Origin of the sequence: Streptomyces sp. NPDC051913, from assembly GCF_044593635.1 — a bacterium.
Taxonomy (GTDB): Bacteria; Actinomycetota; Actinomycetes; order Streptomycetales; family Streptomycetaceae; genus Streptomyces.
On the sequence record NZ_JBIUCI010000010.1, the window covers coordinates 1 to 14,931 of the forward strand.

At 71.0% G+C, this 14,931-nt stretch carries 15 protein-coding genes; 9 read left to right on the plus strand and 6 right to left on the minus strand.

The genetic code is table 11. The features are described from left to right. From ACIHIX_RS28155 to ACIHIX_RS28170, 4 genes are all read right to left on the minus strand, one after another. A partial coding sequence (locus ACIHIX_RS28155) for an ATP-binding cassette domain-containing protein (RefSeq protein ID WP_399960871.1) occupies positions 1 to 192 on the minus strand: 192 nt, incomplete at its 3' end. 11 nt (positions 193 to 203) lie between these two features. Further along, positions 204 to 866 carry a DUF4097 family beta strand repeat-containing protein gene (locus ACIHIX_RS28160; protein WP_399960873.1) on the minus strand — a complete coding sequence of 221 codons (663 nt, stop codon included), beginning with the start codon at positions 864 to 866 and terminating at the stop codon, positions 204 to 206. A 185-nt stretch (positions 867 to 1,051) separates the two neighbouring features. Then, the gene (locus ACIHIX_RS28165; RefSeq protein WP_399960875.1) at positions 1,052 to 2,503 is read right to left on the minus strand and encodes a maleylpyruvate isomerase N-terminal domain-containing protein; all 1,452 of its coding nucleotides are present in this window, start codon (positions 2,501 to 2,503) and stop codon (positions 1,052 to 1,054) included. Further along, the gene (locus tag ACIHIX_RS28170) at positions 2,500 to 3,081 is read right to left on the minus strand and encodes a sigma-70 family RNA polymerase sigma factor (RefSeq protein WP_399960877.1); all 582 of its coding nucleotides are present in this window, start codon (positions 3,079 to 3,081) and stop codon (positions 2,500 to 2,502) included. The genes ACIHIX_RS28165 and ACIHIX_RS28170 overlap by 4 nt, the downstream gene beginning before the upstream one ends. Positions 3,082 to 3,410: 329 nt before the next feature. Here ACIHIX_RS28170 and ACIHIX_RS28175 point away from each other — a divergent pair, with 329 nt between their 5' ends. Both ACIHIX_RS28175 and ACIHIX_RS28180 read left to right on the plus strand, forming a co-directional pair. Next, positions 3,411 to 3,791 carry an STAS domain-containing protein gene (locus tag ACIHIX_RS28175; RefSeq protein WP_399960879.1) on the plus strand — a complete coding sequence of 127 codons (381 nt, stop codon included), beginning with the start codon at positions 3,411 to 3,413 and terminating at the stop codon, positions 3,789 to 3,791. A 168-nt stretch (positions 3,792 to 3,959) separates the two neighbouring features. Beyond that, positions 3,960 to 4,472 (plus strand): EF-hand domain-containing protein, encoded by a 513-nt coding sequence (locus ACIHIX_RS28180; protein ID WP_399960881.1) that lies wholly within the window; start codon positions 3,960 to 3,962, stop codon positions 4,470 to 4,472. On the opposite strand, the gene ACIHIX_RS28185 is transcribed toward ACIHIX_RS28180, so the two are convergent. Further along, on the minus strand, positions 4,451 to 5,959 hold the full coding sequence (locus tag ACIHIX_RS28185; protein WP_399960883.1) for a class I adenylate-forming enzyme family protein: 1,509 nt from the start codon (positions 5,957 to 5,959) through the stop codon (positions 4,451 to 4,453). The genes ACIHIX_RS28180 and ACIHIX_RS28185 overlap by 22 nt on opposite strands. A 112-nt stretch (positions 5,960 to 6,071) precedes the next feature. Here ACIHIX_RS28185 and ACIHIX_RS28190 point away from each other — a divergent pair, with 112 nt between their 5' ends. The 4 genes from ACIHIX_RS28190 to ACIHIX_RS28205 all read left to right on the plus strand — a co-directional run bounded on the left by ACIHIX_RS28190 (position 6,072) and on the right by ACIHIX_RS28205 (position 10,304). Beyond that, a complete protein-coding gene (locus ACIHIX_RS28190; protein ID WP_399960885.1) occupies positions 6,072 to 7,268 on the plus strand; it encodes an amidohydrolase family protein in 1,197 nt (398 codons plus the stop codon). Continuing rightward, positions 7,268 to 8,401 (plus strand): acyl-CoA dehydrogenase family protein, encoded by a 1,134-nt coding sequence (locus ACIHIX_RS28195; protein ID WP_399960887.1) that lies wholly within the window; start codon positions 7,268 to 7,270, stop codon positions 8,399 to 8,401. The genes ACIHIX_RS28190 and ACIHIX_RS28195 overlap by 1 nt, the downstream gene beginning before the upstream one ends. A 4-nt stretch (positions 8,402 to 8,405) precedes the next feature. Beyond that, on the plus strand, positions 8,406 to 9,311 hold the full coding sequence (locus tag ACIHIX_RS28200; RefSeq protein ID WP_399960889.1) for an acyl-CoA dehydrogenase family protein: 906 nt from the start codon (positions 8,406 to 8,408) through the stop codon (positions 9,309 to 9,311). A 519-nt stretch (positions 9,312 to 9,830) separates the two neighbouring features. After that, entirely contained in the window at positions 9,831 to 10,304 is a 474-nt protein-coding gene (locus tag ACIHIX_RS28205; protein WP_399961441.1) for an ATP-binding protein, read from the plus strand. A 358-nt stretch (positions 10,305 to 10,662) separates the two neighbouring features. Here ACIHIX_RS28205 and ACIHIX_RS28210 read toward each other — a convergent pair whose 3' ends face one another. After that, entirely contained in the window at positions 10,663 to 11,589 is a 927-nt protein-coding gene (locus ACIHIX_RS28210; RefSeq protein WP_399960891.1) for a cyclase family protein, read from the minus strand. Positions 11,590 to 11,674: 85 nt separating this feature from the next. Here ACIHIX_RS28210 and ACIHIX_RS28215 point away from each other — a divergent pair, with 85 nt between their 5' ends. The 3 genes from ACIHIX_RS28215 to ACIHIX_RS28225 all read left to right on the plus strand — a co-directional run bounded on the left by ACIHIX_RS28215 (position 11,675) and on the right by ACIHIX_RS28225 (position 14,894). Then, entirely contained in the window at positions 11,675 to 12,586 is a 912-nt protein-coding gene (locus ACIHIX_RS28215; RefSeq protein WP_399960893.1) for an SDR family oxidoreductase, read from the plus strand. A gap of 110 nt (positions 12,587 to 12,696) precedes the next feature. After that, complete coding sequence (locus ACIHIX_RS28220) at positions 12,697 to 13,845, plus strand: acyl-CoA dehydrogenase family protein (RefSeq protein ID WP_399960895.1); 1,149 nt, start codon at positions 12,697 to 12,699, stop codon at positions 13,843 to 13,845. Then, a complete protein-coding gene (locus tag ACIHIX_RS28225) occupies positions 13,845 to 14,894 on the plus strand; it encodes a Zn-dependent alcohol dehydrogenase (RefSeq protein ID WP_399960897.1) in 1,050 nt (349 codons plus the stop codon). Before ACIHIX_RS28220 ends, ACIHIX_RS28225 begins: the two co-directional genes overlap by 1 nt. Positions 14,895 to 14,931 lie beyond the last annotated feature (37 nt).

The following is a 14,931-nucleotide window of genomic DNA, read 5'->3' on the forward strand; positions in this document are numbered from 1 at the left end:
GATGTGGGCTGTGCCCGCGTCGGGGGTGATGAGGGTGGAGAGGATCTTCACGGCGGTGGTCTTGCCGGCGCCGTTCGGGCCGAGCAGGGCGAAGATCGTGCCCTCCGGGACGGCTATGTCGACGCCGTCGAGGACGGTCTTGTCGCCGTAGGACTTGCGCAGCTGGTGTGCCGCGATGGCCAGGCCGGTCATGAGGGGCTCCTTCAGAGGCTGCGGGCGGCGATGTCGCCGTAGGACGTGGTGGCGTGGATGTCGAGCGCGGGGGTGCCGTCGTTCCGGAGGGTGTTGGTGACCCGGCCGTAGGAGGTGCCGGCGTCGAGGGTGGCGGAGGTGCCGCGGGCGGCGCCGACGGTGATGTCTCCGTGCTCGGTGCGCAGGGTGAGGGTGCCGCGGGTGGCCTCGGTGACGGTCAGGTCGCCCTTCTGGGTGCGCAGGTCGGCCGGGCCGGTCAGGCGGCCGAGGACGACGTCGCCGGCCTGGAGGGTGAGGCGGGCGCCGGAGGTCTCGTCGAGCTTGACCGTGCCGTGGGCGCTGTCGAGGGTGACCTCGCCGAGGCGGCCGACCCCGCGCAGTTCGGCGCTGGCCGTCCGCGCCTCGACATGGGAGCCGACGGGCAGCTGGACGGTGACCTCGATCGCCCCGGAGGGGCCGAGGAACTGGTTCTTCGTCGGACTGTTGATCCGCAGGACCCCGTCGGCGCAGGCGACGTCGGTCTGCTGCGCCGCCTTGACGTCCCGGTTCTTGGCGGGGTTCGCCGGCCGGATCTCGACGGTCGTGTCGGTGCGGTGGGCGGCGATGAAGCGGAGGTGTCCGGCGGGGACGTCCAGGACGACGGTGACGGGGGCGGGGGTGGTGAACTTCTGCATCGTGCTGCTCCTTCGGGTTCTGTTTCCGACGAAGGAAAAGCTACGTTGCGTTCATGGAATCGGCAACGGACTCGTTGCGTGAAATGGGTATTAGTGCAGGTGGAAGCAGGTAAATCATTGCAACGGTTAAGAAAGTAACGCAACAGGCTGCGCTTGTGTTCATTGCAATGGAGTGAGAGTGAACGCTACATGCGGCTCAGTGACGCCGCCGCGAACAGCACGTCCCTGATCGCCTCGCGGTCGCCCACCTGGCCCGCCGCCGCTTCCTCCGGCGACACATGGCCCGCGGCCAGCTGGCAGAACTCCACGCCGTCCAGCGCCACATGGGCCACCTCGTGCGCCGCCGAGCCCACCGCGGCCGGGGAGTCCAGCGGGATCAGCCACTCGCCGCCGCCCCGTCCCTCGATCTCCAGCCGCAGACTGCGCCCCGGCGCGCCCGCCGGCACCAGATGGCGGCCCGCTCCACGCGATGCCAGTCCGTCCCGCCGCCGTACCGCCAGCGCGGTGGGGAGCATGCGGGCCGCGAGGTCGATCATGCGGTTGAGATGGCGCGGGGACGGGGGTTCGTACGGGTAGTCGACGGCCTCGGCGATGTCCTCCGCGTGCACCCAGCACTCGAAGGCGCGGTCCAGCATCGCGTCGTGCAGCGGGAGTTCGAAGTCGCCGTAGGGGACGGACAGCTTTCCGGCGCCGCCGCCCGTGAACGACACCGTGCGCACCAGGTCGTGGCTCTGCTCGCGCCACGGGGCGCGCACGGAGCGGGTGGGCGGGAAGTGCGAGCCGCGCCAGTACGCCTCGGTACGGGCCGCCGGGGTGGGCGTCTGCGCGGTGACGTCACCCAGAGGATCGTCGAGACCGAGGGCCAGCGCCACCAGGCCGTCGACGGTGAGCAGATGCGCGATCACACCGGCGACGGTCGTACGACGGCTCGTCGCCTTGTCGGCCTCGAACCAGCGCAGCCGCACGGGCGCGTGCCACTCCGCGTCGCCCATGTCGCGGAGCAGGGCGTCGAGGCGGGCGGTCTCGGCGTCGTACGGCGCCGCCCACTCGGGTACGGGGATGCGCGGCGGACGGCGGTCCAGGCAGCCCTCCAGGACGCGGGTGCGCAGGCCCGGGTCGAGGTCGAGGCTCTCGGGCGGGTGGAGCAGGCCGACCGCCTCGCGCAGCCGCAGCGCCTCGTCCGCGCACGCGCCGCACGCACCCAGGTGGTCCTCCACGGCGGCCGTCTCCTCCGCCGAGCAGGCGGCCAGCGCCCAGGCTCCGAGGAGCGACTTCAGGACCGGGTGCTCCAGGACGAGCGGCGGCGGCTGCGGCAGCTCCTCCAGCGGGGGCAGCGGCCGTCCGGTGTCCTCGACGGAGGCACGGGGGAGCGGTATGCGGGGCGGCTGGTCGCGGTGGGAGGGGGCGGAGCCGGTGCCGTCGGTGGGGCCTCCGGGGGTGCCGGGGCCGTCGGGGCCGTCGGCGGAGCCCTGATCGCCTCCGTCGGGAGCGCTGCCGTACACCTCGTGGCCCTCGTGTTTCCGTTCCGACTGTCCTGTCCGCTCCTGCTCCTCCTCGCTCTTCTCGCCCTCCTGGCCCCGCGGGCCCTCTTGATGCTCGTGTCCGTCGTACGCCTCGGAGCCGTTCGTCTCGTTCACGCCGCGCCCCCGTATCCCGGAGGGGCTCCGGGTGCTCCGGCGTCATGGGCGGTGGAGAGGAGCTGCAGGCCCAGGCGGAGGCGGCGGCGGGCCTCGTCCTCGGTGACGCCGAGGTCGGCGGCGGTCTGGCGGTAGTCGCGGCGCTGGAAGTAGGCCAGCTCCAGGGCGGCGCGCAGCGGGGTCGGCATGGACGTGACGATGTAGTCGGCGCGGGCGGCGACGGAGGCGTGGCGGACCTTGCGCTCCAGTTCCTCGGTGGAGCCGACGCCGCCCTGGGCGAGCGCGGCGGTCTCGGTGGCGCGCAGGCGCTGCACGGCGAGGCGGTGGGTCAGGCCGGCCACCCAGGTGCGCAGGGGACCCTGCTTGGGGTCGTAGGTCTCGGGGTGTTCCCAGACGTGGGCGAAGACCTCGCGGGTGATGCCGTCGGCGGCGCGCTCGTCGCCGAGGACGCGGTGGGCGAGGCCGTGCACGAGGGAGGCGAAGCGGTCGTAGAGCTCGCCGAGGGCGGCCGCCTCACCGCGTGCGAGCCGCTGCTGCATCTTGCGGTCCCAGCGGGGCGGTGCGTCCTTCTTCGCCATGCGGCCCCCTCACCCTGTTCGCCTGCCCGTCCTGTCGGGCGTGGCGCCCGTCAAGCCTGAACCCACCGTCTCCTCGAATGTAGTCGGCACGTCTGACAGCGCACGCCCCTTTGTCGCAATGCGCGCCCCCAGGGAGCGGAGGGTGATAGTGGATGTTCGCGTACCCCACCGTTTCGTGTGCATCCTCGATCGAACAGGATCGAAGGCGACTAAAACAAGCCTCTTCTGATCGGTTTCCGTTTCCCGGGCCTGGTTTCAGGGCACCGCCGGTGGGCAGCCGCGCTGCAAGGAAGCGTAGGAATCGCTTCCGTTTCCGGCGAGCGAAGGGCGTGGTGGTGGCGTTCAACGTGACCGGCGACGAGCACGGGGACTGGGCCGTGCTGCGGGTGTCGGGCGAGCTGGATCTGGTGACGTCGCCGGTGCTGCGTCAGCGGGTGCACGACGCGGTGGCCGAGGGCCGCCACAGTCTCGTCCTCGACCTCTCGGAGGTCTTCTTCTGCGACTCCAGCGGCGTCGGCGTGCTCATCGCCTCCCGCCGTCTGATCCGCTCCTGCCAGGGCAGCCTGCGCCTGATCCTGCCCGCCCGGGGAGCGCCGGAGGGCTCCCACGTCAACCGGGTGCTGGGCGCGCTGGGAGTACGGCGCCTGTTCGACGTCCACCTGGACGTGGACTCGGCGACGGAGGACGAGGCCGGCCCGCTGTCGGCGTGAGGGCCTCCCCCGGGTGAGCGTCTCCGGTGTGCCACACCGTTGTCCCGAAATTCCCCCGGTCTTGGCACAACCGCCGCTTTCCCGCGCCCCGACCCGCTCCCGCGTCGTACGCTCCGAGCGAGATGCACCGGATGTACCCCCACGTGATGTAAGGCGGCTGGAAGAGACATGGTCAGCAGCGAGTACGAGCGCAGGATCGCCGCCCGGTTCGCCACTTTCGACCAGGACGGCAACGGCTACATCGACCGGGAGGACTTCAGCGCGGCGGCCAAGGCGCTGCTCGCGGAGTTCGGGACGGCGGCCCGGTCGGACAAGGGCCAGGCCCTGTACGGCGGCGCGGAGGCGTTCTGGCAGGGCATGGCGGGGATAGCGGACCGGGACGGCGATCAGCGCATCACCCGGGACGAGTTCGTGAACGGTGCCGTCAAGCGGCTGCGGGACAATCCCGACCGGTTCGCCGAGATCGCCCGCCCGTTCCTGCACGCGGCCCTCGCCGTGGCCGACCGGGACGGTGACGGGACGGCCACCGTCGAGGACACCGCGCGGGTGCTCAAGGCGCTCGGCGCGGAGGAGGACATCGCCCTGGCCGCCGCGAGCGCCCTCGACACCGACGGTGACGGGAAGATCGCCGAGGCCGAGATCGTGCCCGCCTTCGCCCGCTACTTCACCGTGCCGGAATAGCGCTCGCGCAGCTTGTACTTGAGTACCTTCCGCAGGGTCTCGTTGCGCGGAAGGGCGTCCACCACCTCCAGTTGCTCCGGCAGCTTGTGGACCGACAGCCCTTCCGCGCGGAGGTAGGAGACGAGGTCGGACAGGGTCAACCGCTGCGCCTCGGGCGCCGGTTCGATCACCGCGCACACCCGCTCGCCCCGCTCCTCGTCGGGCAGCCCCACCACCGCCACGTCCCCCACCGCGGGGTGCGCGGCCAGCAGGTCCTCTATCTCCTTCGCCGAGATGTTCTCGCCCTTGCGGATGATCACGTCCTTCGCGCGGCCGGTGAGGACGAGATGCCCGGAGTCCTTGACGAATCCCAGGTCGCCGGTGCGCAGGAAGCCCTCCTCGTCGAAGGCCTCCGCCGTCTGCGCCGGGTTCAGATAGCCCTGGCAGACCGCCTCGCCGCGCAGCCGCACCTCGCCGTCCACGATCCGTATCTCCATGCCGGCCGGCGGACGGCCCTCCGTCGTCGCGAGGTTCTCCGTGGTGTCGTCCGGCGCGCCCATCGTGATCATCGGCACCTCGGTCATGCCGTACCCGTGGGTGAGCTGGACGCCCATCTCGCGCACGACCGCGTGATAGACCTCCGGCGGCTTCGGCGCCCCGCCGCCCGCGAGCAGCCGCAGGGTGGGGATGACGGGCGTGCCCGGCTGCTTGCGCTGCTCGGCCAGGAACATCGAGTAGAACGCCGTCGACCCGCCCGCCACCGTCACCCCGTGCCTGCGGTACCCCTCCAGCGCGTCCGGCAGCGCGAACTGCTCGAACATCACCGCCGGGAAGCCGTACAGCAGCAGCATCACGGTGTAGTCGGGGCCCGCGATATGGGCGTACGGGAAGGCCATCGAGCCCACGTCGGCGGCGGACAGACGCAGCGCGTGGGCGAGGCAGGAGCCGCCGGCCATCAGCGAACGGTCCGTGTGCAGAACGCCCTTGGGGTCGGAGGTCGTGCCCGAGGTCCAGTAGATCCAGCGCACCGAGGTGCCCTCGGCGGGAGGAGCGGGAAGGACGGCCGGGTCGCCTTCGGGGAGGGTGTCGTACGCCTCGAAGACGCCCTTGGCGCCCAGCCGCCGGGCCATCGCCGGGTAGTCGAAGCCGCGCCACCGGCCGGGCACGGCGAAGTACTCGGCGCGGGACTCGCGGAGCGCGAAGCCGACCTCGCGGTCCCGGTAGAAGGGGATGACCGGGGACTGGACGGCACCCAGGCGGGCCAGGGCGAAGGAGAGCAGGGCCGTCTCGATCCGGGTCGGGAGCTGCCAGGCGACGACCGTGCCGGGGCGTACGCCCATGTCGTACAGGCCGGCCGCCACCCGCTCGGCCCGCGCGCGCAGCTCGCCGAAGGTCAGGGCGCGGTCGTCCTGGAGGAGGACCGGGCGGTCGGGCGTGAGGTCGGCTCGGCGGACGACCAGGTCCCAGAGGGTGCGGGCGGAACTCAGGGAGTGCGGGGTCTCGTTCACGTGTGCCCCCTGCTTGGCTGACGACTCGTCAGGTGACATGCTATCTGACGATCCATCAGATAAGACCAGTGCACGTGCCTGTCCAGGTGAACACCGTCCGGCGGAGGGGACCATGCCGACCGAACTGCCCCGCATCATCAGCGTCGACGACCATGTGATCGAGCCCGCACACCTCTTCGAGACCTGGCTGCCCGCCAAGTACCGCGACCGCGGCCCGCAGGCCCTCACCGCCGGGATCGGCGAACTCGCCTACGTAGCGGGCAAGTACCAGATCACGATGGACCCGGACGGGCCGCCCACCGACTGGTGGATCTACGAGGACCTGAAGTTCCCGTACAAACGCAACATCGCCGCCGTCGGCTTCGACCGGGACGAGATGACCCTGGAGGGCATCACCCGGGAGGAGATGCGGCGCGGCTGCTGGGACCCCAAGGCACGCCTGGCCGACATGGACCTCAACCATGTCGAGGCCAGCCTCTGCTTCCCCTCCTTCCCGCGGTTCTGCGGGCAGACCTTCGCCGAGGCGCACGACAAGGAGGTCGCGCTGGCCTGTGTGCGCGCCTACAACGACTGGATGGTGGAGGAGTGGTGCGGCGGGAGCGGCGGGCGGCTCATCCCGCTGTGCCTGATCCCGTTGTGGGACATCGAGCTGGCGGTCGCCGAGATCCGGCGCAACGCCGCACGCGGCGTCAGGGCCGTGACCTTCTCCGAGATCCCGACCTATCTCGGGCTGCCGTCCATCCACTCCGGCTACTGGGACCCGTTCTTCGCGGTCTGCCAGGAGACCGGCACGGTCGTCAACATGCACATCGGCAGCAGCTCGCAGATGCCGGCCGCCTCACCCGACGCACCCCCCGCCGTCCAGGCCTCCCTCAGCTTCAACAACGCCATGGCCTCGATGATGGACTTCCTGTTCAGCGGCGTCCTGGTGAAGTTCCCGACGCTCAAACTGGCGTACAGCGAGGGCCAGATGGGCTGGATCCCGTACGCCCTCGAACGCGCCGACGACGTCTGGGAGGAGCACCGCGCGTGGGGCGGGGTGCGCGACACGATCCCCGAGCCGCCCTCCACGTACTACTACCGGCAGATGTACTGCTGCTTCTTCCGCGACAAGCACGGCGTCGCGTCCCTGGACGTCGTCGGCCGCGACAACGCCACCTTCGAGACCGACTACCCGCACGTGGACTCGACCTTCCCGCACACCAAGGAGGTCGCCCTCGACCATGTGAAGGGCCTCGACGACGAGACCGTCTACAAGCTGATGCGCGGCAACGCCATCCGCATGCTCGGCCTGGACCTCGACAAGTAATGGACCTGTCGTACACCCAGGAGGAGGAGCAGTTCCGGGCGCGGTTGCGGCGGTGGCTGGCGGATGTGCTGCCCTCGCTGCCGCCCAAGCCGTCCCCGGACGACTGGCCGGGCCGTCGCGCCTACGACATGGGCTGGCAGCGCAGGCTGTACGACGCCGGATACGCGGACGTGCACTGGGACGCCTCGCCGACCCTGCGGCTGATCTTCCTGGAGGAGACCGAGAAGGCCGGGGCGCCCTATGTGGGCGCCGGATTCGTCGGGCTGCTGCACGCCGGCCCGACCATCGCCGCCGAGGGCACGGACGAGCAGCGGTCCCGCTGGCTGCCGCCGATCCTGCGCGGGGACGAGGTGTGGTGCCAGGGGTTCAGCGAGCCCGACGCCGGCTCCGACCTCGCGGCGCTGCGCACGCGCGCGTGGCGGGACGGCGACGACTACGTGGTGAACGGCTCCAAGATCTGGACCTCGCACGCCGAAGTCGCCGACTGGTGCGAGCTGTTGGTGCGCACCGATCCCGCGGCGCCCAAGCACCGGGGGATCAGTTGGCTCGCCATGCCGATGGACGCGCCGGGGATCACCGTACGGCCGCTCAGGACCCTCGCCGGGTCCGCCGAGTTCGCCGAGGTCTTCCTCGACGAGGTGCGGGTGCCGGTCGGCAACCGGGTCGGGGCCGAGAACGACGGCTGGCGCGTGACCATGGTGACGCTGTCCTTCGAGCGCGGCACGGCCTTCGTGGGCGAGGTCGTCGCCTGTCGGCGTGTGCTGCGCGAACTCGCCGCGGCGGCACGGAAGAACGGTCGCTGGGACGATCCGGTGCTCAGGCGGCGGCTGGGGGCCCTCAACGCCGAGTTCCGGGCGTTGTGGCGGCTCACTCAGTGGAATGTGAGCGAGGCGGAGGCGCGGGGCGGGGTGCCGGGGGTCGGGGGGTCGGTGTTCAAGCTGCGGTACTCGCAGGTGCGGCAGGACTTGTACGACGCGGCGGCGGAGGTGCTGGGGGAAGGAGCGCTGGATTTGGGGGCGCCCTGGGTGGTGGACCGGTTGTCGTCGTTGTCGTACACCATCGCGGCCGGGACCTCGCAGATTCAGCGGAACATCGTGGCCGAGCGGATTCTTGGGCTGCCTAAGGGGAGGTGAGGTCTTGCGTTTTCAACTGACCGAAGAGCAAAGGGCTTTGCGCGATGCTGTGCGAGGCACGGTTGGCCGTCGGGCGTCTGCGGGTTCGTGGGGGCTGGTCGCGCAGTTCCCCGCGCCCCTCAGCGGCGACATCCAAACCGGCACTAATCAGTTACGGCTTGATCGGGGGTTGTGGAGGGCGCTTGGGGAGGTTGGGTTCTTTTCTCTGCGGCTGCCCGATGCCGACGGAGGGGCCGGATTGGGGCTTCCGGAAGCTGTGTTGGTGTTTGAGGAGACTGGCCGGGCGCTAGTGCCCGGGCCGCTTGTCGCCACTCATCTTGCCGCCGGTGTGGTGCCCGGTGCGGAGACCGGTGAGGTGGTGGTGGCCGCCGCGGACGGGCGGCTCGTGGAGTGGATGGATGAGGCTGATGTCGTGTTGGCGGGGGCGGAGGGGGCCGTCGCTATGCGGTCGGTGGATCCGTTGACGCCGCTGCACCGGGTGCCCGCTCCGGCGCCTGCCGATCCTGCGGCCGTCCTGCTCACCGCTGCCGAGCAGCTCGGGACCGCTGCGCGCGCGTGTGAGTTGGCCGTGCAACACGCCCGGACTCGCGAGCAGTTCGGGCAGCCGATCGGGGCGTTCCAGGCCGTCAAGCATCTCTGCGCGCAGCTGCTGGTGCGGGTGGAGGTGGCCCGCGTGGCGGTGTACGCGGCGGCCGTGACCGAGGACCCGGCCGACATCGCCGCGGCCCGGCTGCTCGCCGACGAGGCGGCCGTGCGCGGCGCCCGCGACTGCCTCCAGGTGCACGGCGGCATGGGCTTCACCTGGGAGTCCGAGGTGCATCTGCTGCTGAAACGGGCGTGGGTGCGGGCTCAGCGTGGCGGTGGACGCACGGAGAGTGAGGAACTGCTCGCGGCCGAGCTGACGGCCTGACAGGGGCCGTTCCGGGCCTGGGCTGGGCAGTCAGGGAAGGCCGTCCCGGAAATGTCGCGGAGTGTGGCATACCGGAATCACGGAGCGTTGATATCGGGTTGTGTCCTATGCGTGACCCGTCACGGCCTGGAGTCGGTGTCCCACTCCGGTACCTTCTGTGGGATGCGAGTGGTTCCGAGCACGAGCCGTGCCGGTGTTGCCTCCGAGGCGGCTCCGGATGCGGCGGTGCGCGCCGCTTCTCGCCGGGTGGGAGGGCCGTCGGCCCCCGCCTGTTCGACTCCCCGCAGCGAGCGTCGCACAGTATGGCGCACGGGTACTCCTTCGCGCTGGAATATGCCCGAAGCGCTTGTTGGGGTGACTGTACGTCAACCATGCTGTCTCGTAAGGGACTCACGTTCTGTGACCCCGGCTTTGGCCATTGTTCTGGCCATGCAAAAAATGGCTACGATCGTGGCCCTCGTGAGGCGCGAGGCTATGTGTCTGCCGGTTCGGATGGTGTGAGCGGTGCAGGTGCTTCAAGTGCAGCTGGAGATCCGGCCCGACCCCACTGAGGTGGGACGAGCACGCAGGTGGGCCCGGTCGCGGCTCGCCGGGTCCGGCATAGGGGCCGACGAGCCGCTCGCCGAGACCCTGATCCTGCTCGTGTCCGAGCTGGTCACCAACGCCGTGGTGCACACGGGCTGTCCGGCCGTGCTGCGCCTGTCGTTGCCGGGTTCCGCGAGCGAGGAGGCCACCGTCCGTCTGGAGGTGGCCGACACCAGCAGCTGTGCGCCGGTGCCGCGTTGCGCCGACGGCGACGCGACGGGCGGCCGGGGCCTCGCCCTGGTCGACGGCCTCGCCGACCGCTGGGGCTGGAGCCCCGAGGGCGCCGGCAAGCGCATCTGGTGCGAACTCGACCGATGTACCCAGGACCGCCGGGAACCCGCGTCCGCCTTCGGCGGCGGCACTTCGGCGTTCGAGGGCTACGAGGGCCTGGCGTACGAAGCGGTGTGAACGGCGCCCTGGGCGGAGCGGGGGCCGCGCGATCGGTGCACGGCCGCACAGTGGCCGGGCCGCCTCCGTCGGGCGAGGAGTGGTGCGCCGTGGCGTGCTTCCGTGCGCGCCTGTCGCAAATGGGACGTAAGTCATAGAAACCTTGACGGGTGTTGACGCCACGTGTCCGTCTGCTCACGCTTGTGGTCAGCGATTCGCCGCGAGGGGACGGCGAGGGTTTCGGTGACGGGAGCCCTTGGCGAGTGTGGGTCGTTGGTTCGGCGTCGGTTCCCCAGGGGCCGGGAACCGGGGCGGGTACGCCGGAGCCGGACGGCGGCGCGCGCGATGCCGCCGTCCGGCCGTCCATCGAAGGGTCCGATCAGAGAACGGCGACCGGCGCCACCGGAGTTCCCGTCGCGCCGGTGAACGGCTCGGGCATCGCCGACAGCAGGAACGCGTAGCGGCCCTCTTCTCCACAGGCTGTGGACAACTCTTCGAGATTCCAGTTCTGGCCCTGAAGCATCCCCATCTCCACCAGGTCCAGCGCATGCACGGGCAGCCACAGATCCTCGATCTCCGGCGGAAATATCTCGAAGGTCAGGGTGTCGTTCGCGACGGCCGCCACATCGCGCGCGTGGAACCACTCCGGCGTACGGATCGACAGCCCGGGAGACGGATAGCCGTACGCGTGCTTGTCGCCCGCCAGACACACCTGGATCTGACCCGTCCGTACGAGCACGATGTCGCCGGCCCGCACCCGCGTGCCCGCCAGTTCCTCGGCCGCCTCCAGATCCTCCGGGGTGACGGCATGGCCGCCGTCCAGCCGTGCGACGCCCCGCGCGCGTGCCACGTCGAGCAGCACCCCGCGCGAGACGATGTGCCGCGCCTTGTCGATGCCGCTGAACTCGGCGCCGCCGTGCGGGGTGATGGTGTCGGCGGGGCGGCCGTTGTAGAGCCGGCCCGAGTGCGAGACATGGGTGAGCGCGTCCCAGTGGGTGGCCGCCTGGAGGCCCATCGTCACGGCGTCGTCGCTGCACGCGACCGTCCCCGGACCGAAGATCTCCTGGTTGATCTGCACCATGGCGTGCAGTGGGTTGACCCGGCCCGGGATCATGCCGGTCTGCACGCCGTCCTGTTCTAGGGGCAGGGCGAGCGGGACCCGGCGGCCCGTCCTGACCTCGGCGGCGGCCTGCCTGACCACCTCGTCGGTGATCAGGTTGAGGGTGCCGATCTCGTCCTCGGCGCCCCAACGCCCCCAGTTGTTCACGCGCTTGGCGATGTCGTGGAACTCGGCCGGCAATGTCATCGACGCTCCCCAGGGGCTTGTCTCCGGGTATCTGACGGGTCATAAAATCTAACGGTCCGTCAGAAACCGCGGGAAGGGGCCGGTCGTGGGGAACTTCTTGACAGGCAAGGTCGTCGCCGTGACGGGGGCGGGGCGCGGGATCGGACGGGCGGTGGCGCTCGCGGCCGCGGCCGAGGGGGCGCGGGTCGTCGTCAACGACTACGGCGTCTGCGTGGACGGGTCCTCGCCGACGAGCGAGATCGCCGAAGCGGTCGTCAAGGAGATCGTGGCGGCGGGCGGCGAGGCCGTCGCCGTGGCCGACGACGTGTCCACGATGGCCGGTGGGCAGCGGGTGGTCGACGTCGCGCTGTCCTCGTACGGGCGGCTCGACGGGGTCGTGTGCGTCGCCGGGATCCTGCGCGAGCGGATGCTGTTCAACATGACCGAGGAGGAGTGGGACCCGGTCGTCGCGACGCATCTGAAGGGCACGTTCACCGTGTTCCGGGCGGCGTCGGCGGTCATGCGGAAGCAGCGGGCCGGGACGCTGATCGGTTTCACCAGCGGGAACCATCAGGGGTCGGTGTCGCAGGCCAACTACAGCGCGGCGAAGGGCGGGGTCATCTCGCTGGTGCGGAGCGCCGCGTTGGGGCTGCACAAGTACGGGGTGACCGCCAACGCCGTTGCTCCTGTCGCTCGTACGCGGATGTCGGCGGGCGTTCCCATGGAGCTGGCGGAGATCGGGGAGCCGGAGGATGTGGCGGCCCTGGTGGTGTATCTGCTGTCGGATCGGGCTCGGGAGGGGGGTGTGACCGGGCAGGTGTACACCATCGCGGGGGCGAAGCTGGCGGTGTGGGCTCAGCCGCGGGAGCTGCGCGCGGCGTATGCGGTGGGTGGGTGGACGCCGGATGCGATCGCGGAGTTCCTGCCGGGGTCGGTGGGGGTGGATCCGATGCCGATGCTCACGCGAGTGGCGGCGATGGAGAAGGCTGCGCGGGATGAGGCTCGGCCTAACGCCTAGGAGCTCGGGAGGAGTTGGGGTGTGGCGGCTGCGGGTTCGTCGTGGCTGGTCGCGCAGTTCCCCGCGCCCCTGAGGGACGTCGACAACGCCCGCGTTGAGAGGAGAGGTTCGTGGACTTCGGGTTCAGTGCTGCGGACGGCGTCTTCCGTGCTGAGGTGCGCGACTGGCTCGGTGCGCATGCTCGTAGCGGGCTCGACCGCCGGGAGTGGGAACGCGCCCTCGGTGCCGCCGGGTGGATCGGGCTCGGGTGGGGGGAGGAGGGGTATGGGAATCGGACCGTCGGGCTTACTCGGCAGGTTGTGTGGGCCGAGGAGTATGCGCGGTCGTCGGCGCCTCCGCGGTCCGGGCACATCGGGGAGAACCTGCTCGCGCCCACCCTCATCGCCCACGGCAGTCCGGAGCAGAAGGCGCGGTTCCTTCCCGCCATCGCCGCCGGCGACGAGCTCTGGTGTCAGGGGTACAGCGAGCCCGGGGCCGGGTCGGATCTGGCCGGGGTGCGGACCGGGGCCGTCCGGGAGGGGGACGGTTACCGGATCACCGGGCAGAAGATCTGGACCTCGCTCGCGCAGGACGCCGACTGGTGTTTCGTGCTGGCCCGGACCGAGGCCGGGTCGCGGCGGCATCAGGGGCTGAGTCTGATCCTCGTGCCCATGGACCAGCCGGGGCGGATCGAGGTGCGGCCCATTCGGCAGCTGACGGGGACGAGTGACTTCAACGAGGTCTTCTTCGACGGGGCACACGCGCGTGCGGAGCATGTCGTCGGGGGTGAGGGGGCCGGGTGGCGGGTCGCGATGAGTCTGCTCGGGTTCGAGCGCGGGGTGTCCACGCTGGCCCAGCAGATCGGGTTCGCCGAGGAGTTGGGGCGGGTGGTGCGGGCCGCGGTCGGGTCGGGGGCGGTCGAGGACCCCGTCGTACGGGAACGGCTCGTCCGGCAGTGGGCCGAGCTGCGGGTGATGCGGTGGAACGCGCTGCGGACGCTGGGCCGGGCCGGGGACGCGGGGGCGCCCAGCGTGGCCAAGCTGCTCTGGGGCGGCTGGCATCAGCGGCTCGGGGAGCTGGCCGTGGCCGTGCGGGGGATCGGCGGGGGTGTGGGACCGCGGGACTGGGCCGCCGCCTCGCCGTATGAACTCGACGCGTTCCAGCAGCTGTTCCTGTTCTCCCGGGCCGACACCGTGTACGGCGGCTCGGACCAGATCCAGCGCACGATCATCGCCGAGCGGGTGCTCGGTCTACCCAGGGAACCCAAGGGGGTTGCGTGATGCGCGGCGTCTTGTTCGACGGCAAGCGGGTCGAGGTCGTGGACGACCTGGAGGTGCGCGAGCCGGGGCCCGGGGAGGTGGTCGTCGCCATCGCCGCCGCCGGGCTGTGTCACAGCGATCTGTCCGTCGTGGACGGGACCATCCCCTTCCCGGTTCCCGTGGTGCTGGGGCACGAGGGGGCGGGCGTGGTGGCGGCCGTGGGGGCGGGCGTGACCCATGTCGCGCCCGGTGACCATGTCGCGCTGTCCACCCTCGCCAACTGCGGGACCTGCGCGGAGTGCGACCGAGGGCGGCCCACCATGTGCCGGCAGGCCATCGGGCGGCCGGGGCAGCCGTTCTCGCGTGAGGGGCGGCCGGTGTTCCAGTTCGCCTCCAACTCGGCCTTCGCCGAGCGGACCGTGGTGAAGGCCGTCCAGGTGGTGCGCATTCCGAAGGACATTCCCCTGTCGTCCGCCGCGCTCATCGGATGCGGGGTGCTGACCGGGGTGGGTGCCGTGCTCAACCGGGCCCGGGTGGACCGGGGGGACAGCGTGGTCGTGATCGGCACCGGGGGCATCGGGCTCAACGTCCTCCAAGGGGCCCGGATCGCGGGCGCGTTGCGGATCGTCGCCGTCGACGCCAATCCGGCCAAGGAGGCGGTGGCGCGACAGTTCGGGGCGACGGATTTCCTGACCTCCACGGACGGGGTGCGGGAGCTTCTGCCCACCGGGGCCGACCATGCCTTCGAGTGTGTGGGGCGGGTGGAGCTCATCCGGCAGGCGATCGATCTGCTGGACCGGCATGGACAGGCCGTGTTGTTGGGGGTGCCGCCGGCCGGGGCCGAGGCGTCCTTCGTCGTCTCCTCCATGTACCTGGACAAGTCGATCCTCGGGTGCCGGTACGGGTCCTCGCGGCCCCAGCGGGACATCGCCCTGTACGCCGAGCTGTACCGGGAGGGGCGGCTGCTGCTCGACGAGTTGGTGACCGAGACGTATCCGGTGGAGGAGTTCGAGCGGGCGGCGGCGGACGCGGAGGCGGGGAAGGTGGCGCGGGGGGTGCTCACCTTCTGAGGGGTGGATCGTCCACTTCTGAGGGGCGGATCGTCCA

What these genes read in the sequence shown, in the direction of transcription:
- ACIHIX_RS28190 (WP_399960885.1), top strand. Translation starts at nt 6,072, where the DNA reads ATGCCGACCGAACTGCCCCGCATCATCAGCGTCGACGACCATGTGATC.
- ACIHIX_RS28170 (WP_399960877.1), bottom strand. Translation starts at nt 3,081, where the DNA reads ATGGCGAAGAAGGACGCACCGCCCCGCTGGGACCGCAAGATGCAGCAG.
- ACIHIX_RS28210 (WP_399960891.1), bottom strand. Translation starts at nt 11,589, where the DNA reads ATGACATTGCCGGCCGAGTTCCACGACATCGCCAAGCGCGTGAACAAC.
- ACIHIX_RS28180 (WP_399960881.1), top strand. Translation starts at nt 3,960, where the DNA reads ATGGTCAGCAGCGAGTACGAGCGCAGGATCGCCGCCCGGTTCGCCACT.
- ACIHIX_RS28225 (WP_399960897.1), top strand. Translation starts at nt 13,845, where the DNA reads ATGCGCGGCGTCTTGTTCGACGGCAAGCGGGTCGAGGTCGTGGACGAC.
- ACIHIX_RS28195 (WP_399960887.1), top strand. Translation starts at nt 7,268, where the DNA reads ATGGACCTGTCGTACACCCAGGAGGAGGAGCAGTTCCGGGCGCGGTTG.
- ACIHIX_RS28160 (WP_399960873.1), bottom strand. Translation starts at nt 866, where the DNA reads ATGCAGAAGTTCACCACCCCCGCCCCCGTCACCGTCGTCCTGGACGTC.